Genomic DNA, 20199 nt, shown 5'->3' with positions numbered 1-20199 from the left:
GCATCATTATGTCTAGACATAAGTCGAGGCAAGCGGGATAGTTCGGCATGGACATGGTCATCCACCGGCGCATCGAGAGCGACATCGAGCGGCGCATCCTGTCGGGCGAATGGCGTCCGGGGCATCGCCTGCCGACCGAGAGCGAGCTGATGGCCGAGTACGGCTGCGCCCGCATGACGGCGTCAAAGGCCATGTCCGGCCTGGCTGCGCGCGGTCTGGTGACGCGACGCCGCAGGGCAGGGACCATCGTCGCCCATCCGCCGCTGCATTCGGCCGCCCTGGTCGCCATCCCCGACATCCAGACCGAGGTCGAGGGACGGGGGCACGCCTATGAGCATCGCCTGCTGGCGCGGCGGGTGCGCCCCGCGGAAGATGTCGAGGCCTGGCTGGCCGGGGCGGGTCGGGTGATCCAGCTGGAGACCGTCCACCTCGCCGACGGCGCGCCCTTCGCCCACGAACGGCGGGTGATCTCGCTGGACGCGGCGCCCGAGGCCGAAGCCGCTGACTTCGCCGCCCAGCCCGCGGGCAGCTGGCTGCTGGCCCATACGCCGTGGACCGAGGCCGAGCACCGGATCTCGGCTGTGGGCGCCGACGTCGTCATGGCCCGTCATCTGCTGTTGCCGCCGGGCGCGGCATGCCTGAGGCTGGAGCGCCGCACCTGGCGCGACGGGCAGGGCGTGACCTGGGCCTTCCAGACCTTCCCCGGCGACGCCTACGATCTGGTCGCCCGCTTCCAGCCGACGAAAGCCTGAGCATGAGCACCCCTCCTTCGGAAGCGCTGTCCTGGCGCTCGATCGCCGACCTGGTCGGAAACCGTCCGGACGCGCCGGTCGCCATCGTCGGCGCCGGGGTCAACGAGCGCTCGCTGACGCCGGGTCGCTGCGACCTTGGACCGAAGGCGTTTCGCGCCGTCCTGCCGCGCTTCTCGACCTATGACGTGGAGACGGGCAGCGAGCTGTCGACCCTGGTCCACGACGCCGGCGATGTCGCGGTGAAGGCCCTGTCGCCCGCCGCCGCCTTCCAGCCGATCCGCGACGCCGTGGCGGCCCAGGCGAAGCGTGGCCTGACCGTCCTGATCGGCGGCAGCAACGCCATCACCCGGCCGGGCGTGCACGCCCTGGGGCTTGAACGGGTCGGCGTACTGACCCTCGACGCCCATTTCGATCTGCGCGACACCGATCAGGGCCTGACCAACGGCAATCCGATCCAGGCGCTGCTGGACGACGGCATGGACGGCAAGCGGATCAGCCAGGTCGGCCTGGCGCCCTTCGCCAACACGAAGCGCGCCCACGACAAGGCGAAGGCGGCGGGCATCTCGGTCCGCACCGCCCGCGAATGCCGCCAGCAGGGCCTGGCCGCCGTGGTGGCCGAGGAACTCGCGCGGCTCTCGGCCCTTGCGGACGTCATCTACGTCGACTTCGACATCGACGTCATCGACCGCAGCCAGTGGCCCGCCTCGCCAGGCGCGCGCCCGGGCGGCGTATCGGCCGAAGCCTTCTTCGACGCCACGCGTGTGATCGGCGCCCATCCGAAGGTGAAGGCCGTCGACCTGACCGAATACGACCCGTCGCTTGAAATCGGCGACCTTGGTTCCCTGACGGCGGGGCGGTGGTTCTGCGAACTGCTGGCCGGGTTCGAGAGCAGGTGAACTCCCCCTTCCGCTCATCCCCGCGAAAGCGGGGACCCAGTGATTTCGGGGAAACACTGGCGGGCGGGATGACTGTTAACGCGTGCTCGGTTGCACCGATCACCCAAAGGACTGGGTCCCCGCTTTCGCGGGGATGAGCGGATAAAATGATTCAGGCCGACAAACTCATCACCGACTGCCGCCTGGCCACCATGGTCGAGGGCGGAGAGCCGTACGGCGCCATCGAGGATGGGGCGATCCTGATCGCCGACGGCCGCATCGTCTGGGCCGGCGCGCGCGCCGATTTGCCTCCGCATGAGGCCATAGAGGCCGATCGCCTCGACGGCCGCTGGGTCACGCCGGGGCTGGTCGACTGCCACACCCACCTCGTCTTCGGCGGCGACCGTTCGGGCGAGTTCGAACAGCGGCTACAGGGCGTGACGTATGAAGAGATCGCCCGCGCCGGCGGCGGCATCGTCTCGACCATGGCGGCCACCCGGACGGCGTCGGAAGACGACCTCTACGCCTCGGCCATCGCGCGTCTCGCGGGCCTGAAGGCCACGGGCGTCACGACGGTCGAGATCAAGTCGGGCTACGGCCTCGACCGCGACAGCGAACTGAAGATGCTGCGCGTCGCCCGGCGCATAGGGCGTGAGGCGGGTGTGCGCGTGCGCACCAGCTATCTGGGCCTGCATGCCGTCCCGCCCGAGCATCGGGCGGAGCGCGGCGCCTATGTCGATCTGGCCATCGACGACATCCTGCCCGCCGCGGCATCCGACGGCCTGGTCGATGCCGTCGACGCCTATTGCGAGCCCATCGCCTTCTCGGGCGACGAGGTCTCCCGTCTGTTCGAGCGGGCGGAAGCGCTGGGCCTGCCGGTCAAACTGCACGCCGACCAGCTTTCGGACGGCGGCGGCGCGGCGCTCGCGGCGAAATACGGCGCCCTTTCGGCGGACCATGTCGAACACACGACCGAGGCCGGGGCCCGGGCGATGGGCGAGGCGGGCGTCGTCGCCGTTCTGCTGCCGGGCGCCTTCCTGATGCTGCGCGAGACCACCCCGCCGCCGATCGCGATGTTCCGCAAGCACGGGGTGGCCATGGCCGTGGCGACCGACTGCAACCCCGGCACCTCGCCGGTGGCGTCGATGACCGCCGCGCTGAACCTCGCCTGCGTGCAGTTCCGCCTCACGCCGGAGGAGGCCCTGGCCGGAGCCACGCGCATCGCGGCGAAGGCCCTGGGTCTGCAGGACGAGGTCGGGACCATCGAGGTCGGCAAGGTCGCCGATCTGGCGGTCTGGGACATCCAGCGCCCGGCCGAGCTCTGCTACTGGCTGGGCAAGCCGCTGCTGGCGCGGCGCTATGTCGGCGGTCGGGCGGCTTAATCGTCAGATAACGCGAATCTGCGCATCCTCACGGGCATGCGTCAGACCCATGACCTGATCGACGACCTGTTCATCGCCGCCATCGTGCTGGTGAGCCTGGCGTTCGTCGTCGCTGTCGGCTTCCAGATCGAGGCGATCCTGACTCAGGGCCGGTAGGTCGTCAGGCCGGCCAGGTCCGGCCGCGGCCGCTCCAGCGGCGCCTCTGCCAGACTGCCGATGTGGATGAAGCCCGCCACCCGCTCGTCCTCGCCGACCTCATACATCGCCAGCGCCTTGCGGTCGTAGCTGTACCAGTCGGTGATCCAGCTGGAGGCGTAGCCCAGCGCCGCCGCCGCGTGCTCGATGTTCATGCACACCGCGCCGGCGGACAGCCGCTGCTCCCACTTCGGGACCTTGTGGCCGGCGATGGGCGTCGAGACGACCAGAATGGTCACCGGCGCGGCGGTCAGCTTGGACAGCACCTTGTCCGCCTTGCCGGGGTCGGGCTGGTGCTTCGCCAGCACGGCCAGGTCTTCGGCGAGCCTTGCGCGCGATTGCGGCCCCATGACCACGAACCGCCACGGGAACAGCTTGCCGTGATCCGGCGTGCGCGCGCCCAGCTCCAGGATGCGTTCGATCTCCGCCTTCGACGGACCTGGCTCCGTCAGCGCCTGGGCGGGCGCCGAGCGGCGGGTGGCGAGGCGATGCTGCAGCTCGGCGGAGGCGGTCGGGAGGGGGAGGGCGGATCCCAGGTCGGCGTCGGTCATGCAGCCTAGCTAGTCGTCCGATCCCTCCGGCGCCATACCCGACGCATGACCGACTCCCGCGCTGACTTCGACGCCGACCGCCCGCTGCCCTCATGGGACGACGGAAGCAACCGCCCGCCGCCGTGGCAGGACGCCGGCCACAGCGTCTTCTTCGAAAGCCCGTGGATGCGCCTGACGCGCCACGACGCCACCGCCCCGACCGGGCACAAGGCGGACTACATGGTCATGCGGCCGCAGAACATGTCGGTCGGCGTCCTGCCCCTGCACGCCGACGGAACCGTCACCCTGGTCGGCCAGCAGCGCTTCGCCCTGATGAACTGGTCGTGGGAGATGCCCGAAGGCGGCGCCCCTTTCAACGAAGACCCGCTGGACGGCGCCAAGCGCGAACTGGCCGAGGAGGCCGGTCTGGCCGCGGCGCAATGGCGGTTGGCCTACAAGGCCGAGATGTCGAACTCGATCACCGACGAGCGCGCCATCGCCTGGCTGGCGTGGGACTTCACCCAGGTTCCGATCGCGCCGGACGAGACCGAGATCATCCGCGTCATCCGCGTGCCGTTCGGCGATCTGCTGCGCGAGGTCGCGCGCGGATCGATCCGGGACATGTTCACCCTGGCGACGGTTCTGCGCGCCTACCATATGGCGAAGGAGGGCGAACTGCCCGCCGATCTGTCCAAAGCCATGCTGGCGGGCGTATGATCGCCGCCTGATGGAGCCCTTGATGCCCAAGCTCGAAGTCGTCGCCGCTGAACCCGCCCCGGACCTGGGCGCCTGGTCGCTGTTGCGCGCCGCCGCCGAGGAGGCCGCGCGGGCCGAGCCGCATCTGGCCACCCAGATGAATGCGGTGATCCTGTCGCACAACGATCTGGCCTCGGCCCTCAGCTTCCAGCTGGCCCGCAAGCTGGGCGACGCCGAGCTGGGCGCCATGTCGGTGCGCGAGATCTGCCGCGACGCCTACGACGCCGATCCCGCCATCGTCGCGGCCGCCGAAGCGGACCTGCATGCGGTGTCGGAGCGTGATCCCGCCATCCGTTCGCTGTTGCAGCCCTTCCTCTACTTCAAGGGCTACCAGGCGCTGCAGGGCCATCGCGTGGCCCACTGGCTGTGGACGCAAGGGCGCGAGACCCTGGCCTTCCATCTGCAGAGTCGCATGTCGGAGCTGTTCCAGATCGACATCCACCCGGCCGCCCGGATGGGCTCGGGCCTGTTCCTCGACCACGGCACCGGCATCGTCATCGGCGAGACGGCGGTGGTCGGCGACGGCGTCTCCATGCTGCACGGCGTCACCCTGGGCGGCACCGGCGCTGATCGCGGCGACCGCCATCCCAAGATCGGCAACGGCGTCCTGCTGGGCGCGGGCGCCAAGGTGCTGGGCAACATCAAGGTCGGCGACTTCGCCAAGGTGGCCTCAGGCTCCGTCGTGCTGAAGGCCGTTCCCGCCGGTTGCACCGTCGCCGGCGTCCCGGCGCGCCTGGTCAACTGCCCGACCGAGCCCGCTCCGGCCCGCACGATGGATCATACCCTCGCTGACATCGTGTACGACTTCGTCATCTAGGGTTCCCCTGGCGGCGCCGTTTCTCTAGGGTCCGCCGCGAAATTCAGCCTGAGGTCCCCCCAATGAACACCGCCGACATGAAGCGCGTCGAGACGCACCTGAAGCGCACTTTCAACACCGGCGGCATCATCCTGAAGCCGCGCGGCAAGCCCAGCGACTCGGCTGAGGTCTACGTCGGCGACGAGTTCATCGGCGTCGTCTTCGAGGACGAGGATGAGGCGGGCAGCTTCATGTTCGAGATGGCGATCCTGGCCGAAGATCTGCCGGAATAGTTTTGCTGTAGAGCGCGCATGAGAAAGCCCCGGAGGAACGATCCTCCGGGGCTTCTTCATTTCAGGTCTGGTCGGACCCGGTGCTTACTTCTTGCCGAAGATCGCGCGGTCGAGCCAGGCGAAGAAGCCCTTGCTCTCGGCCGGCTTGGCGGCGGCGGGAGCCGGCGCGGGAGCCACGGCGGGCTTCGGCGCAGCGACCGGAGCGGCGGCGACCGGAGCCACGACCGGCTTCGGAGCCACGACCGGCGCGGCGGCCTTCGGAGCAGCAGCCTTCGGAGCGGCCTTGGGAGCCGCGGCCTTCGGAGCAACCTTGGGGGCGGCCGGTTTGGCGGCGGCCTTCGGAGCGGCCTTGGCGGCGGGCTTCGCAGCCGCCTTCGGAGCAGCCTTGGGAGCCGCGGTCTTCGCAGCGGCCGGCTTGGCGGCGGCCTTCGGAGCAGCGGCCTTCTTCGGAGCCGCAGCCTTCGGCGCGGCGGCCTTGGCGGGGGCGACGACCTTGGTCGCGGGCTTGGCGGCGGCCTTGGGAGCCACAGCCTTCACAGCAGGTTTTGCAGTCGCGGTCTTCGCGGCGCTCGACTTCGGCGCTGCTTTAGGCTTGGAAGCGGCGGTGGCCGCTTTCGGCTTTGCGGTACTCGACTTGGATGGTGCTTTAGCCATGAATTCCCCGACCCCTCGGATGATAAGTTTGCTGGCGAAAGAGAGCACGCCAGCGCGTGTCTCGATTCGTGATCTTAGCGGTGTTTGAGAAATGTCCGAGTCCGCTGTTCAAATAATCGCGCGTGGCCCGCGCTTTATCGCCGAGACCGCCGCCGAGGCCCTCGACGCCGACCCCATGCTGGAGGGTGCGACCTACTCGATCCTCGAGGAAGACGAGGATCGCGGCATCTGGCGCATCGACGCCTTCCCGACCACGGACGAGGAAGCCGAGGGGGTCGAGGCGACCCTGAAGGCGCACGACGGTCTGTCCGTCACCGTCGAGAAACTGGCCGACGCTGACTGGCTGGCCATGTCCCTGTCGGGCCTGCCGCCGGTGCGCGCCGGCCGCTTCTTCGTCTACGGCGCCCACGACCAGGGCCGGGTCCCGCGCAACACCGTGAACCTGAAGATCGACGCCGGCGCCGCCTTCGGCACCGGCCACCACGGCACCACGGTCGGTTGCCTGCAGGCCTTCGACGAACTGCTGAAGCGCGAACGTTTCGAGCGCGTGCTCGACGTCGGCTGCGGTACGGGCATCCTCGCCATCGCCGCGGCGAAGAGCGGATCGAAGGTCGCCGTCGGCACCGACATCGACGCGCCCTCGGTCCGCATCGCCAACGAGAACGCGAAGCTGAACATGGCCGACGCCCGCTTCGTCCACGCCTCGGGCCTGAACGATCGCAAGGTGCGCGGGCAGGGGCCCTACGATCTGGTGTTCGCCAACATCCTCGCTCCGCCGCTGGTCAGCCTGTCCCAGGACATCAAGGAGGCGCTGCACATCGGCGGCGTCGCCATCCTGTCCGGCCTGCTGCGCACCCAGGAGCGCCGCGTCACCGCCGCCTATCTGTCGCGCGGCTTCGTGCTGGAGCGCCGCATCCACCGCGACGCCTGGAGCGCCCTGGTTCTGAGACGGATGGGCTAGGCGGAACGGCGCGCGAGCGGGGCCGTTCCTAAGGGGTAACCCGGAGGAGCCCGCAGTGACGTACGATCCCAATATCGATCCCCAACGCCCGCATGTAACGACGACCGAGACGGTCGAGACCGTCGTCGTGCGCGAATCCAACACCGGATGGTGGATCGCCGGCATCCTCGGGGGACTGGCGCTGATCGCCGTCCTCTGGATTCTGTTCGCGCGCGGCTCCGGCCCGCAGACCGACGAGGCGCTGCTGCAGGCCCAGGCCGATGCGGCCGCCGCCCAGGCCCAGGCCGACCAGGCGGTGATCGCCGGCCAGGTCGCCGGCGCCCAGGCCAGCGTCGACATCGCCCGCGCCGACGCCGCCCGCTCCCAGGCCGACGCCGTCCGCGCCGCCAGCGAGGCCCGCGCCGCCGAGGCCAGGGCGGTTCAGCCCAGCCCGATCGTGATCGAACGCGAGGTCCAGCCGCCGCCGCGTCCCGCGCCGGGCGAAACGGTTTCACCGACGCCGCCGCAGGGCTGACGCGCTTCCTTCTCCCGATGGGAGAAGGTGGCGGGGCGGAGCCCCGTCGGATGAGGGTCGGGTGGCGATGATTTACGCGCTGCCGACCCTCACCCTTTCGCGCCAGGACGAGCGCGATGCGCTCGTGCGCTCAAGCCCTCTCCCATCGGGAGAGGGATGCTCTCCACAAGGCGGTCGTGGGGATGCTAAGCCTCCCCCATGCGCCAGACCTACGACGAAACCACCGATCCGTCCTTCGGGGCCAAACACCTTCCCCGCGTCCGCGCGAAGATGGCCGAGCAGGGCCTCGACGGCCTGCTGGTCCCTCACGAGGACGAGCACCAGAACGAATATCTTCCCGCCGCCAATGACCGGCTGGCCTGGGTCAGCGGCTTCACCGGCTCGGCCGGCGCCGGGGTGGTGATGAAGGACCGCGCAGCGGTCTTCGCCGATGGCCGCTACACGGTTCAGGTCCGCGCCCAGGTCGACCCGGCGCAGTTCGAGATTCTCGATCTCGTCGAGGGCGGCGTCCCCGCCTACCTCGAGCGCGCGCCGAAGGGCTCGGTCATCGGCTACGACCCCCGCCTGCACAGCCCCGATGCGCTCGCGACGTTGAAGCGCGCGGCGAAGAAGGCCGGCGCCGAACTGAAGCCCGTCGACGTCAATCCGCTGGACCTGGCCTGGGCCGAGGATCGTCCCGGCCAGCCGACCGCGCCCGTCGTGCCGCACGAGGATCGCTACACGGGCGAGACCAGCGCCGCGAAACGCGCCCGCATCGGCGAGGCGGTGGCCAAGGCCGGCGCCGACGCCACCGTCCTGACTGCCCCGGCCTCGATCGCCTGGCTGTTCAACATTCGCGGCGGCGACGTCATCCGCACGCCCTTGCCGCTGGCCCAGGCCGTCGTGAAGAGCGACGGTTCGGCGCGGCTGTTCCTCGACCCGCGCAAGGTCACCAACGAGCTGCCCGCCTGGCTGGGCGATGCGGTGACCCTGGAGTCGCCGGACGCTCTCGAAGGCGCCCTCGACGCCCTGTCCGGTCAGAAGGTGCTGGTCGACCCGGGCCAGTCCTCGGCCTGGTATTTCGACCGCCTCCAGAACGCCGGCGCCGCCGTCGTTCGCGGCATGGACCCCTGCACCCTGCCGCGCGCGTCCAAGAACCCGGTCGAGATCGAGGGCACGCGCCAGGCCCACATCCGCGACGGCGCGGCCCTGACCCGTTTCCTGCACTGGGTCGACACCGTCGCCCAGGAGACCCTGCCCAGCGAGCGTGAGGTCGCCGAGGCGCTGGAGCGTTTCCGCGAGGAGACCGGCGCGCTCAAGGACCTCAGCTTCGACACCATCGCCGGCGCCGGTCCGAACGGGGCCCTGCCGCACTACAAGCCGGTGACGCGCACCATCCGCCGCATCGAGAAGGGCTCGCTGCTGCTCGTCGACGGCGGCGGCCAGTATCTGGACGGCACCACCGACGTCACCCGCACCATGGCCGTCGGCGAGGCCACCGCCGACCAGCGCCGCATGTTCACCCTCGTGCTCAAGGGCCACATCGCCATGGCGACCGTGCGCTTCCCGGCCGGCACGACCGGGCACCAGCTGGACGCGCTGGCGCGCCTGCCGCTGTGGATGCAGGGCTTCGACTACGACCACGGCACCGGCCACGGCGTCGGCAGCTACCTCGGCGTCCACGAGGGCCCGCAGCGCATCGCCAAGGCGGTGAACACCCAGCCGCTGCTGACCGGCATGATTCTGTCCAACGAGCCCGGCTACTACCGTGAGGGCCACTGGGGCATCCGCATCGAGACCCTGCAGGTGGTTACCGCGCCGACCGCCATCCCGGGCGGCGAGCGCCCCATGCATGGCTTCGAACAGCTGACCTTCGCGCCGCTGGACCGCAAACTGATCGACGTCGATCTGCTGACCCCGGACGAGCGCGCCTACGTCGACGCCTACCACGCCGAGACCTGGGCCAAGGTCGGTCCGCTGCTGGACGGCGAGTCGAAGGCCTGGCTGGAGACCGCCTGCGCGCCCTTGAAATAAGGCGGAACGGCGCCCATCTCCTGTGAGCCGGCGGGACGACCGCCGGCTTCCTCACATTTCAGGAGACGCGCAGATGAAGACGCGCAAGCTGGGTCGTTCGGGCCCTGAGGTTTCGGCCATCGGTCTCGGCTGCATGGGCATGAGCGCCTTCTATGGCGACAAGCTCGACATGGCGGGCGGCGCCGAGGTCATCCATCGCGCCCTCGATCTGGGCGTCACCTTCCTCGACACGGCCGAGATGTACGGCCCCCACACCAACGAGGAACTGCTCGGCGAGGCGCTCAAGGGCCGTCGCGACCAGGCCTTCATCGCCACCAAATTCGGCATCGGCTACAACGCCGAGCGCACCGCCCTGACCGTCGATGGTTCGCCCGCCAATGTGCGTCGCGCCATCGAGGGCAGCCTGAAGCGGCTGCAGGTCGACCACGTCGATCTCTATTATCTGCACCGCGTCGACCCGAACACGCCGATCGAGGAGACGGTCGGGGCGATGGGCGAGCTGGTGAAGGAGGGCAAGGTCCGCTTCCTCGGCCTGTCGGAAGCCGCGCCGGAGACCCTGCGTCGCGGCCACGCCACCCATCCGATCACCGCCCTGCAGACCGAGTACTCCCTGTGGAGCCGCGAGCCGGAGGACGAACTGCTGGCCACCTGTGAGGAACTGGGCATCGGCTTCGTGCCCTACAGCCCGTTGGGCCGCGGCTTCCTGTCGGGCGAGATCCGCTCCATCGACGACCTCGCCGCCGACGACTTCCGCCGCACCAACCCGCGCTTCACCGGCGAGAATTTCCAGAAGAACCTCGACCTGGTCGAGGCGGTCACGGCCATCGCCGATGACAAGGGCGTCACTGCGGCCCAACTCGCGCTGGCCTGGGTGCTGGCGCAGGGTGAACACTTGGTCCCGATCCCCGGCACCCGCCGTATCCGCACTCTGGAAGACAATGCCGCCGCCGCCGACATCATGCTGACGGCCGACGACCTCGCGCGTATCGAGGCGGTCTTCCCCAAGGGCGCCGCGTCGGGTCACCGCTATGCGGAAACCGCCCGGGCGGCGCTGAACCGCTAGGCCTTGGCGCGCTCACGGTTCTCCCGCGCCCTGACCTTCGCCATGTCGGAGATCAGGGCGTAGGGGACCGGCCGGTTCTTCGGGAACTGCGCGGCCGATTTCGACACCCTGTACGACGCCAGTTCGTTCCTGAAGCCGTCGAAAAACGGCGGCGGGCAGGACAGGCTGTAGTGGTTCGCGTGCGCCGAAATGTAGAACAGCCAGCCATCCGATTTGTAGGCCGGGATCTGGTAGCTGATCACGGACTCCGCGCCCGGAACGGCGTCCAGGATCGCCGCCTGCATCGCCAGCAGGACTTCGCGCTCCTCCGGCGAACGCGAGGCGAAATAATCCTCGACGGTGCGGAAGTCGGTCTTCGCCATCGCCCTAGGGCACGCGCGTCCAGGTCTGGGTCCGGCACAGCGGCGCGACCACGCAGCCGCGCAGTTGCAGGGTGTTGTCGCCCTGCATGGTGATGGTCCCGCGATAGGTCCGGCCGTCGGCGGGGTTGTAGACGCTGCCGCCGGTCCATTCCGTCGGCCCGCCGGTGAAGCCGCGCAGCAGGGGCAGGTTGCGCAGCGGCCGGGTGCGCAGGGAACGGTCCTGATTGTTCACGTCCAGCTCGCCCGGATTGGCGCGGATGGTGGCCGAGGTCACCAGCACGCCGCACAGCGCCTGGCCGCATCGGCTGATGCGCACCTGTCCGCCGTTGGTCGGGGTCTGCCACAAGCCGGTCGGATCGCCGGCGAGGGCGGGGGCGGCGAGGGCGGCGACGGCCGTTACGACGGCGGCGAAAAGGGCGGGACGCATCGATTGCTCCGGTCTGGATATCAGCCGCCGATCAGGGCCAGCCATTCGTCTTCAGTCAAAATCACAACGCCGTGCTTCTGCGCATCGGCCATCTTCGATCCCGCGCCCGGACCGGCGACCAGATAGTCGGTCTTCTTCGAAACCGATCCCGACACCTTGGCGCCCAGGCTCTCCGCCCGCGCCTTGGCCTCGTCGCGGGTGAACCGCTCCAGCGCGCCGGTGAAGACCACAGTCTTGCCGGCCACGGCGGTGTCGGTCTTCGGCCGTTCGGCGTCCTCGACCCTGTCCAGCTGTTCGATCAGCGCGTCGACGACCGCGCGGTTGTGCGGCTCGTGGAAGAACTGGGCCAGCGCCCGCGCCGCCACTGGCCCCACGCCCGCGATGCCCGCGATCTCGCCCAGCGTCATGGACGGCCCTTCCTCGCGCGCCACCTGCGCCAGCCGCACGATCGCCGGCCAGTCCGGGGCCAGCAGCGCCAGGGCCCGGCGGGCAGGGGAGGCGACGCCCGGGAAGGCCAGCGCCAGCTTCTGGTCCAGCGGTGCCTCGGGCCACGGATCGTCGGCGGGCGGCGTGGCGGCGGCGAGCACGGACAGGGTGCGCTCGGACACCCCATGCCCCTCGGCCAGCTGCGTCCACTCCGCCGAGGGAATTCCTTCCGCGGCGTCGAGGCATGCCGCATGGAAGGCGGCCCAAGTCCCGAAATGCCGCGACAGCAGGATCGAGGTCTGCTCGCCGATCTCGCGGATGCCGAGGGCGAAGATCAGCCGGTCCAGCGCGATCGTCCGCCGCGCGTCGATCCCGGCGACCAGGTTGCGCACGCTGGCTTCGCCATAGCCTTCCTCGGTCCGCAGCTCGGACAGCCGCGTTTCGTCGCGCGCCAGACGGAAGATATCCGCCGGCTCTTTCAGCCAGCCGCGTTCGTGGAAGGCGGTCAGCTGCTTCTCGCCCAGGCCTTCGATATCGAAGGCGCGGCGGCCGACGAAATGCTTCAGCCGCTCGACCAGCTGGGCGTTGCAGATCAGCCCCCCGGTGCAGCGCCGCCGCACCTCGCCGTCCTCGCGCACGGCCTCGGAGTCGCACACCGGGCAGCGCGTCGGAAACACATACGGCGCCGCATCCGCCGGCCGCTTCTCCGGCACGATGCCGAGGATCTGGGGGATCACGTCGCCGGCGCGCTGCAGGATCACCGTGTCGCCGATGCGCACGTCCTTGCGGGCGATCTCATCCTCGTTGTGCAGGGTCGCGTTGCGCACCACCACGCCGCCGACCGTCACCGGATGCAGCCGCGCCACCGGCGTCAGCGAGCCCGTCCGGCCGACCTGGATGTCGATCCCCTCCAGCACCGTCTGCGCCTGCTGCGCCGGGAATTTGTGCGCGATGGCCCAGCGCGGGGTGCGGGCGACGAAGCCCAGCCGCGCCTGCCAGTCCAGTCGGTCGACCTTGTAGACCACGCCGTCGATATCGTAGCCGAGCCCCGCCCGGTCGGTCTGCAGCCCGTCGTAGAGGGCGATCAGCCCCGCCGCATCCTCGACCCGCTTGGACCGCGCATTGACCTTGAAGCCCCAGGCCTTCAGCGCATCCAGCGCATGCGCCTGGGTGTCCGCGAACGGCGCCGACACCTCGCCCCACGCATAGGCGAAGAACCGCAGCGGCCGCGTCGCCGTGATCGCCGGATCCTTCTGCCGCAGCGACCCAGCCGCGAAATTGCGCGGGTTGGCGTAGGTGCGTCCGCCCTCGGCCTCCGCTGCGGCGTTGAAGGCGTCGAACTCGTCGTTGGGCGCATAGACCTCGCCCCGCACCTCGATCACCTCGGGCCAGCCCGAGCCGGACAGGGTCTGCGGAATGTCGGCGATGGTGCGCAGGTTGGCGGTGACGTCCTCGCCGGTCCGCCCGTCGCCGCGCGTCGCGCCGCGCACCAGCACGCCGTTTTCGTAGCGCAGGCTGGCCGACAGGCCGTCGATCTTGGGCTCGGCGACGAAGGCGACATGCTCGTCCGCCGGCAGTTTCAGGAAGCGCCGGATCCGCGCCTCGAAGTCAGTCACCTCGTCCGTCGAGAAGGCGTTGTCCAGCGACAGCATCGGCACGCCGTGGCGCACCGGCGCGAACTGGCTGGACGCCGCTGATCCGACGACCTGAGACGGCGACTCCGGGGAAGTCAGGTCGGGGAACGTGTCCTCAATCTCCAGCGCCCGGCGCTTCAGCGCATCGTAGTCGGCGTCCGAAATCTCCGGCGCGTCCTGCTGGTGATACAGGGCGTCGTGCCGCGCCAGTTCGGCCGCCAGCCGGTCCAGCTCGGCGCGGGCGTCGCTTTCGCTCAGCTGATCGACGGGAAGGTCGGACATGGGGGACTCCGGAATCGGTCCGCCGTTCTAGCATCCCGGCCGCGCGCCGCGAGCCGCCCATGACACAGAGTTAAACTGACGCCGCCGCAACGACCCGCTAGCGTCGCCGCGAATCCCGAGGAAGCTCCCATGATCCCGTTCCGCCGCCTGGCCCTGTCGTCCGCCGCCGCCGGCCTGCTGCTGTCCGCCTGCGTCACCGACGGCGCGACGCCCGTCGCAACGCCCGTGGCGCAACCGCCCGCCGCCTTCCAGGCCCAACTGCTGGAAGATGTCCGCATCCTCGCTTCCGACGAGATGCAGGGCCGCGACACCGGCGCCCCCGGCGGCGAGATGGCGCGCAACTACATCGTCGGCCGTCTGGACGCGCTGGGCGTCGGCGCCCCCATGATGGGCCGGCTGCAGCCGTGGGAGATGACCGGCCGCACCCGCGAGGGGCCCAAGACCTTCAACGGCGTCAACATCATCGGCGTCATCCCCGGCACGCGGGTCAGCGACAAATACATCGTCGTCACCGCCCACTACGACCACGTCGGCGTTTCGAACGGCCAGATCTACAACGGCGCCGACGACAACGCCTCGGGCGTCGCCACCATGCTGGCCCTGGCCGCCGATCTGAAGCGCCAGGCTCCCGAACACAGCGTCCTGATCGTCGCCCTCGACGGCGAGGAGCGCGGTCTGCTGGGCGCCAAGCATTTCGTCGAGGCCCCGCCGGTGCCGCTCGAATCCATCGCCATGAACCTCAATTTCGACATGACCGCCCGCGCCGAGACCGACGGCAAGCTGTGGGTCACCGGCACCTGGCAGAACCCGCAGTTCCGCCCGGTCCTCGACCGCATTCCGGCTGACGGCGCGGTCGCCCTGGCCTTCGGCAAGGACACCCCGCAGGACATCGGCGAGGACAACTGGGTCGAGTCCTCCGACCACGCCGCCTTCTACAAGGCGCAGATTCCGTTCCTGTATCTCGGCGTGAACTACCACCCCGACTATCACCGCCCCTCGGATGATTTCGAGCGCATCACGCCCTCGGTCTTCGTCAGCGCCACCAATCTTTCGATCGCCTCATTCCGGGCGTTGGATCAGTCGCTGGATCGCTAGGGCGGGCGCGCAAACAAACCGGTTGCAACGGGGCGCGACGCGGACGATCCATTCGTCGTCCGGAGTTCAGTCATGACCACAGCCAGTTTCGATCTGCAGCGCGTTCAGAAGATCCGCAAAGCCGTCATGGGAGTCGGCATCCTCGCCGTCGTCACCGTGGCCGTCCTGACCCGTTCCGCCTGGGGTACGGGCGAGTTGCACGAAGGGCTTGAGGCGTTGGGCCTCGGCATGATCGCGCTGTGCATCGTCGGTCGGGCGTGGTGCTCGCTCTACATCGGCGGGCGCAAGAAGGCCGAGATCGTCGACCGCGGACCGTATTCGGTCAGCCGCAATCCGCTGTATGTGTTCAGCTTCATCGGTGCCTTCGGCGTCGGCGCCCAGACGGGCAGCCTCTCGCTGGCGCTCCTGTTCCTCGCGCTGACTGTCGTGGTCTTCTGGTTCACGGTTCGCCGTGAAGAGGCCTGGTTGAACGAGGCCTTCGGAGCGGAATACGCTTCCTATCGCGCGCGCACCCCGCGTTTCGGTCTGGACTTTTCGAAATGGCGCGATGACGGCATGCTCGAGGTTCGTCCCCGCTTCTTCCTGACCACCATTCGTGATGGTCTGGTCTTCCTGCTGGCTGTTCCGCTGTTCGAATCCGTGGAGCATCTCCAGAACATCGGTTGGCTGGCCCCGCTCCTTCACCTTCCCTGAGGTTGCCCATGCGTCGTCGCGTTCTCGCCACCGCCTTCGCGGCGCTCGCCGTCTTCGGCCTGTCTTCCTGCGATGGTCCTTCAGAGCCGTCGAAAGGCGCCGACGCGCCGCCGGCCGCCGCCGCGTCCGTCTACGCCGCCAGCGGCGATCTCTCCGGCTACTACATGCCGCTGGATCCGGTCCGCGTCGGCAACTGGTCGCTCGACCATCTCTTCATCGGCCAGGCGGCCGAGTTCCAGTCCTGGCAGGGCGGCGAGCGCAGCGCGACCTTCGGCCCGGTCATGCTGCAGTTCGACGACGTCAACAGCCCGATGGTCAGGACCGAGATCGGCGAGGCCCACAGCATCACGGCCCGCGTGCTGCCGACCTCGTACACCGTCAACGACGCCCAGGTCCGCTTCGAGGGCCGTTCGCCGGAGCTGGGTCGTGTGATCTTCGACGGCCGTCTGGATCAGGGCGCGCTGGCCACGTCGCGGCGCAATCTCGGCGACGAGGGCGTGGTCCTGACCGGCTCGCTCAAGGTCGGCGACGCCCCGGCCCAGGCCGTGCGCCTGCGCTGGTGGATGGGCGACTGAGCTCACGCCACGGCATTTGATCCGCTCATCCCCGCGAAAGCGGGGACCCAGTTCTGTCGCTTGAGCGCCGGCGTTTCCGGGCAGCGGACGGGCCATCACGGCTTGCACCGATCACCCAAAGTACTTGGTCCCCGCTTTCGCGGGGATGAGCGGTGGAGGACGTCACTCCCGTCCCGCGATCTCCAGCTTCAGCCCCATCGCCTCGGCCAGCGCCTTGCCGCGCCGGCGGGTCTGTTCGCCCAGCAGCACGTCCGCATAGCCCTCGGCCGCGGTCAGCCCCAGCACGCCGTCCTTCACCGACGCCCGGGCGTTGACCAGCAACTGCGGCGACCGGCCCGACAGATCGCAGGCCAGGCGGATCGCCAGCCCCAGGGCGCGTCCACCCTTGCGCTGCTCCTCGGTTAGCAGCCGGCTGATGGTCGCGGGCTCGGGCGTGGCCGACGAGCCGCCGTAGCGCGCGTTCACCGCTGTCGCCAGATAGGCCCGCTCGGCGTGGGTCTGCCCCGCCACCGGCGCGCGCAGCACCTGGTCGAACGCCAGCTCGATGCGGTGATCCGGATGTAGACGCGCGCCCAGATCGGCCAGCCGGCAGGCGGCGTCGGCCAGCACGGCGTCGCGCTCCTTGCCGAACGAGGCGGGCAGGGCGCCGACCACCGGATCGATCCACGCCCTGAGCGCCCCGGGAAGCGTCGGTGAAATGCCCTGGCGCGCCCCCAGTGCGGAGCTGCCCGCCAGCAGGGGGTCGGTGATCGCCGTCTCGGCGTCCAGCGCCTCATAGACCAGGCCCTCGCGCACGCCCCAGGCCGACAGCATGACCCGCTTCAGGCCCAGCCGTTCGATCAGGCCCTCCAGCACCAGGGCCGCGTGCGGCAGGGTCTCGGCGCGCTTCTTCGACAGGCCGGGCCATTTCTCCAGCGAGGCCTTCGACTGCCGCGCGATCAGCCGGGCCGTCTCGCGCACATCGGCTGCGCTCATTGCGTACTGGTGCACCACGTGCAGGGGATAGCCGGTGACATCCATATGCACCTGCGCCAGCGTCCGCCAGGCGCCGCCGACGGCGTACAGGGTGTCGGTCCGGTAGGCGTTCGCCGGTTCCAGTCGGCTGGCGATGGCGGCCCGCCGGCGGTCGGTGTCGTCGCCCTTCTGGTCGCCCATGGCGAACGGACCCAGCGGCAGGGTCACGCCCCGCCCGACCGTACCGCCCTCGACGCGCGTCAGCTCCAGGCTGGAGCCGCCCAGGTCGGCCACCACGCCTTCGGCGTCGGGAATGCCGGCCAGCACGCCCAGCGCCGCGTACCGGGCCTCTTCCTCGCCCGACAGGATGCGGATGCGCAGTCCGGTCTCCGCCGCCACGCGGTCGCAGAAGGCTCGACCGTCTTCGGCCTCCCGCACGGCGGCGGTGGCGGCGACGAAGGTGTGCGCCGGCTGCACGCCGTCGATCACCGCCGCGAACCGCTTCAGGGCGGTCAGCGCCTGCGCCGCGCCTTCGACGGACAGTTTGCCGGTCGCGGCCAGATCGCGGCCCAGACCGGCCAGGACCTTCTCGTTGAACACGGTCCAGATCGCCCGGCCTTCCAGCCGGTACAGCACCAGACGCACGGAGTTTGAGCCGATATCGATCGCCGCGACGTCGCGTGGCGCGCCGATCGCAGACAGCAGGGCCTCGGGCATCAGTGCTTTTTCCGCTCGGGGCGATCGTAGCTGAGGTGACCGGGCAGGGTTTTCACCTTGCGGCCGCGGCCGGACAGACTCGGGTTGGTCATGAAGTAGCGGTGCGCCGAGAACGGCCGTTCGGCGTCGGCGGGCGCGACGCGGCGATAGCCGCCGTCCGCCGCCAGCACCCAGCTCTGGGCGTCGTCCTTGAGATTGGCGACCATGATCTGGTCCAGCACCTGGTCGTGCACCGTCGCGTTGCGCACCGGGGTCATCAACTCGACCCGGCGATCAAGGTTGCGCGGCATCCAGTCGGCCGAGGAAATGAACAGTTTCGCCTTGTTGTTGGGCAGGTCATGGCCGTTGGCGAAGGCCACGATCCGGCTGTGTTCCAGGAAGCGGCCGACGATCGACTTGACCCGGATGTTCTCGCTCAGCCCGGGCACGCCCGGACGCAGGCAGCAGATGCCGCGGATAACCAGCTCGATGCGCACGCCCCACTGGCTGGCGCGATACAGGGCGTCGATGATCTCCGGGTCGACCAGGGCGTTCATCTTGGCCCAGATCGCCGCCGGCTTGCCCTGGGCCGCCGCCGTCATCTCCTTGCCGATCAGGTCGATCAGCGTCCGCTTCATGTTCAGCGGCGAAACGACCAGCGCCTCCAACTCGTCGGGCTGGGCATAGCCGGTGATGTAGTTGAACACGCGCGAAGCGTCCCGGGCCAGCACGGGGTCGCAGCTGAACAGGCTCAGGTCCGTGTAGATGCGCGCGGTGAACGGATGATAGTTGCCGGTGCCGAAATGGCAGTAGGTCTTCAGCCCGTCGCCCTCGCGCCGCACCACGACGCTGAGCTTCGCGTGGGTCTTCCACTCGACGAAGCCGAACACGACATGGACCCCGGCGCGCTCCATGGCGCGGGCCCATTTCAGGTTTGCCTCCTCGTCGAAGCGCGCCTTGATCTCGACCAGGGCGGTGACGTTCTTGCCGTTCTCGGCCGCCTCGATCAGGGCGGCCACGATCGGACTGTCCTTCGACGTCCGGTACAGCGTCTGCTTGATGGCGATGACGTTCGGATCGCGCGCCGCCTGGCGCAGGAACTGGACCACCACGTCGAAGCTCTCGAACGGGTGGTGGATCAGCATGTCCTTCTCGCGGACCGCCGCGAAGATGTCGCCGCCGTTGTCGCGCACCCGCTCGGGATAGCGCGGCTCGTAGCCGGGGAATTTCAGCTCCGGGTGGCCGGTGGGGATCAGTTCGGCCACCTGCGCCAGACCCAGCATGCCGTCGATCAGAACCGTGTCCTGCGGCGCGGCGTCCAGCTCGTCGGTGATGAAGGTGCGCAGATCGTCGGGCATCGACGCCTCGATCTTGATGCGCACCACCGAGCCCAGGCGACGCTGCTTCAGCGCCTCCTCGAACTCCATGACCAGGTCCTCGGCCTCTTCCTCGATCTCGATGTCGGAGTCGCGGATCAGGCGGAACACGCCGCGCTCCATCACCTCGCACCCGGGGAACAGGTGGTCGATGAAGAGCATCAGCAGGCTCTCCAGCGTGATGTAGCGCTTCCGCCCCGGCGAGGAGCGGCCGTCGGTCGCCAGCGGCCAGAACCGCTTCACCTGCGTCGGCACGGGCACCAGGGCGTACAGCGTCCGCCGGTCGGACTTCCGCTTCAGCTTCAGCGCCAGCGAGAAGCCCAGGTTGGGCAGGAAGGGGAAGGGGTGGGCCGGGTCGATCGCCATCGGCGTCAGCACGGCGAACAGCTGGTTCAGGAACTCGGGCTCCAGCCGCTCGCGCTCGGTCTTGGTGATCTTCGACGGATCGACGACCTCGATCCCGGCGACCGCCAGCTCCTTGCGCAGCTTGCGCCAGCGGCGCTGCTGCTCGGCCATCAGGCCGCCGGCGGCGACATTGACCCGCTCCAGCGTCTCGGCGGGCGTCAGGCCGTCGGCCGACACCACCCGCACCCGCTCGCGCACCTGGCCCTTCAGGCCGGCGACGCGGGTCATGAAGAACTCATCCAGGTTGTTGGCCGAGATCGACAGGAAGCGCAGGCGCTCCAGCAGCGGGTGGGCCGGGTTGGCGGCTTCCTCCAGCACTCGCCCGTTGAAGGCCAGCCACGAGGTCTCGCGGTTGAAGAACCGTTCGGGCGAGGCCATCAGCTCTTCGGACAACTGCAGCTGGGGCGCGCGGGAGGAGGAGATCTCCTCGCCGGTGGTGCTGTCGCTGATTACCGGATCCGTCATCCTCCGGTTCTGGCCCGACCCGGCG

At 69.5% G+C, this 20199-nt stretch carries 20 protein-coding genes; 13 read left to right on the top strand and 7 right to left on the bottom strand.

Translation table 11 applies throughout. The annotated features are described in order from the left end of the window. Positions 1-47 precede the first annotated feature (47 nt). From GGR12_RS10980 to hutI, 3 genes are all read left to right on the top strand, one after another. Positions 48-752 (top strand): histidine utilization transcriptional repressor HutC, encoded by a 705-nt coding sequence (locus GGR12_RS10980; RefSeq protein ID WP_183204439.1) that lies wholly within the window; start codon positions 48-50, stop codon positions 750-752. Between the two features lie 2 nt (positions 753-754). After that, complete coding sequence (locus GGR12_RS10975) at positions 755-1648, top strand: agmatinase family protein (protein ID WP_246328851.1); 894 nt, start codon at positions 755-757, stop codon at positions 1646-1648. A 149-nt stretch (positions 1649-1797) separates the two neighbouring features. Continuing rightward, positions 1798-3009, top strand: coding sequence for an imidazolonepropionase (gene hutI, locus GGR12_RS10970; protein WP_343053250.1), 1212 nt, complete (start codon positions 1798-1800; stop codon positions 3007-3009). A gap of 143 nt (positions 3010-3152) precedes the next feature. Here the strand turns inward: hutI and GGR12_RS10965 are convergent, their stop codons facing one another. Then, positions 3153-3755: a nitroreductase family protein gene (locus GGR12_RS10965; protein ID WP_183204437.1), complete on the bottom strand. Its 603-nt coding sequence runs from the start codon at positions 3753-3755 to the stop codon at positions 3153-3155. Positions 3756-3800: 45 nt separating this feature from the next. On the opposite strand from GGR12_RS10965, the gene GGR12_RS10960 reads away from it, so the two are divergent. The 3 genes from GGR12_RS10960 to GGR12_RS10950 all read left to right on the top strand — a co-directional run bounded on the left by GGR12_RS10960 (position 3801) and on the right by GGR12_RS10950 (position 5579). Then, entirely contained in the window at positions 3801-4451 is a 651-nt protein-coding gene (locus GGR12_RS10960; RefSeq protein ID WP_183204436.1) for an NUDIX domain-containing protein, read from the top strand. A 22-nt stretch (positions 4452-4473) separates the two neighbouring features. Next, on the top strand, positions 4474-5307 hold the full coding sequence (gene cysE, locus GGR12_RS10955) for a serine O-acetyltransferase (RefSeq protein ID WP_183204435.1): 834 nt from the start codon (positions 4474-4476) through the stop codon (positions 5305-5307). 62 nt (positions 5308-5369) lie between these two features. Then, on the top strand, positions 5370-5579 hold the full coding sequence (locus GGR12_RS10950; RefSeq protein ID WP_056449995.1) for a DUF3126 family protein: 210 nt from the start codon (positions 5370-5372) through the stop codon (positions 5577-5579). An 84-nt stretch (positions 5580-5663) separates the two neighbouring features. Here the strand turns inward: GGR12_RS10950 and GGR12_RS10945 are convergent, their stop codons facing one another. Next, positions 5664-6107: a hypothetical protein gene (locus tag GGR12_RS10945; RefSeq protein WP_183204434.1), complete on the bottom strand. Its 444-nt coding sequence runs from the start codon at positions 6105-6107 to the stop codon at positions 5664-5666. A 217-nt stretch (positions 6108-6324) separates the two neighbouring features. Between GGR12_RS10945 and GGR12_RS10940 the strand changes: the two genes are divergently transcribed. The 4 genes from GGR12_RS10940 (at position 6325) to GGR12_RS10925 (ending at position 10784) form a co-directional block, all read left to right on the top strand. Beyond that, positions 6325-7194, top strand: coding sequence for a 50S ribosomal protein L11 methyltransferase (locus tag GGR12_RS10940; RefSeq protein WP_183204433.1), 870 nt, complete (start codon positions 6325-6327; stop codon positions 7192-7194). Positions 7195-7249: 55 nt separating this feature from the next. After that, complete coding sequence (locus GGR12_RS10935; RefSeq protein WP_183204432.1) at positions 7250-7708, top strand: hypothetical protein; 459 nt, start codon at positions 7250-7252, stop codon at positions 7706-7708. A gap of 198 nt (positions 7709-7906) precedes the next feature. Next, positions 7907-9721, top strand: a complete 1815-nt coding sequence (locus GGR12_RS10930; RefSeq protein ID WP_183204431.1) for an aminopeptidase P family protein — start codon at positions 7907-7909, stop codon at positions 9719-9721. Between the two features lie 73 nt (positions 9722-9794). After that, positions 9795-10784 carry an aldo/keto reductase gene (locus GGR12_RS10925; protein WP_183204430.1) on the top strand — a complete coding sequence of 330 codons (990 nt, stop codon included), beginning with the start codon at positions 9795-9797 and terminating at the stop codon, positions 10782-10784. Here GGR12_RS10925 and GGR12_RS10920 read toward each other — a convergent pair. Genes GGR12_RS10920 through ligA form a run of 3 tightly spaced genes read right to left on the bottom strand, consistent with a single transcriptional unit; the run spans position 10781 to position 13915 of the window. Further along, on the bottom strand, positions 10781-11146 hold the full coding sequence (locus GGR12_RS10920) for an iron chaperone (RefSeq protein WP_183204429.1): 366 nt from the start codon (positions 11144-11146) through the stop codon (positions 10781-10783). The two genes, GGR12_RS10925 and GGR12_RS10920, sit on opposite strands and share 4 nt — an antisense overlap. A gap of 4 nt (positions 11147-11150) precedes the next feature. Then, positions 11151-11573 (bottom strand): DUF2147 domain-containing protein, encoded by a 423-nt coding sequence (locus GGR12_RS10915; protein ID WP_183204428.1) that lies wholly within the window; start codon positions 11571-11573, stop codon positions 11151-11153. Positions 11574-11593: 20 nt separating this feature from the next. Continuing rightward, positions 11594-13915 carry an NAD-dependent DNA ligase LigA gene (gene ligA / locus GGR12_RS10910; RefSeq protein ID WP_183204427.1) on the bottom strand — a complete coding sequence of 774 codons (2322 nt, stop codon included), beginning with the start codon at positions 13913-13915 and terminating at the stop codon, positions 11594-11596. Positions 13916-14044: 129 nt separating this feature from the next. Here ligA and GGR12_RS10905 point away from each other — a divergent pair, with 129 nt between their 5' ends. The 3 genes from GGR12_RS10905 to GGR12_RS10895 all read left to right on the top strand — a co-directional run bounded on the left by GGR12_RS10905 (position 14045) and on the right by GGR12_RS10895 (position 16278). After that, on the top strand, positions 14045-15010 hold the full coding sequence (locus tag GGR12_RS10905) for a M28 family peptidase (protein WP_183204426.1): 966 nt from the start codon (positions 14045-14047) through the stop codon (positions 15008-15010). 72 nt (positions 15011-15082) lie between these two features. Continuing rightward, positions 15083-15703: a methyltransferase family protein gene (locus GGR12_RS10900; RefSeq protein ID WP_183204425.1), complete on the top strand. Its 621-nt coding sequence runs from the start codon at positions 15083-15085 to the stop codon at positions 15701-15703. An 8-nt stretch (positions 15704-15711) separates the two neighbouring features. Then, positions 15712-16278, top strand: coding sequence for a hypothetical protein (locus GGR12_RS10895; protein WP_183204424.1), 567 nt, complete (start codon positions 15712-15714; stop codon positions 16276-16278). A 162-nt stretch (positions 16279-16440) separates the two neighbouring features. Here GGR12_RS10895 and GGR12_RS10890 read toward each other — a convergent pair whose 3' ends face one another. Both GGR12_RS10890 and GGR12_RS10885 read right to left on the bottom strand, forming a co-directional pair. After that, positions 16441-17949 (bottom strand): Ppx/GppA family phosphatase, encoded by a 1509-nt coding sequence (locus GGR12_RS10890; RefSeq protein ID WP_183204423.1) that lies wholly within the window; start codon positions 17947-17949, stop codon positions 16441-16443. Next, on the bottom strand, positions 17949-20174 hold the full coding sequence (locus tag GGR12_RS10885; RefSeq protein ID WP_183204422.1) for an RNA degradosome polyphosphate kinase: 2226 nt from the start codon (positions 20172-20174) through the stop codon (positions 17949-17951). Before GGR12_RS10885 ends, GGR12_RS10890 begins: the two co-directional genes overlap by 1 nt. Between the last annotated feature and the right edge of the window lie 25 nt (positions 20175-20199).

Origin of the sequence: Brevundimonas lenta, assembly GCF_014196335.1 — a bacterium.
Lineage (GTDB): Bacteria > Pseudomonadota > Alphaproteobacteria > Caulobacterales > Caulobacteraceae > Brevundimonas > Brevundimonas lenta.
This window is presented reverse-complemented; position numbering and strand designations above follow the sequence as displayed.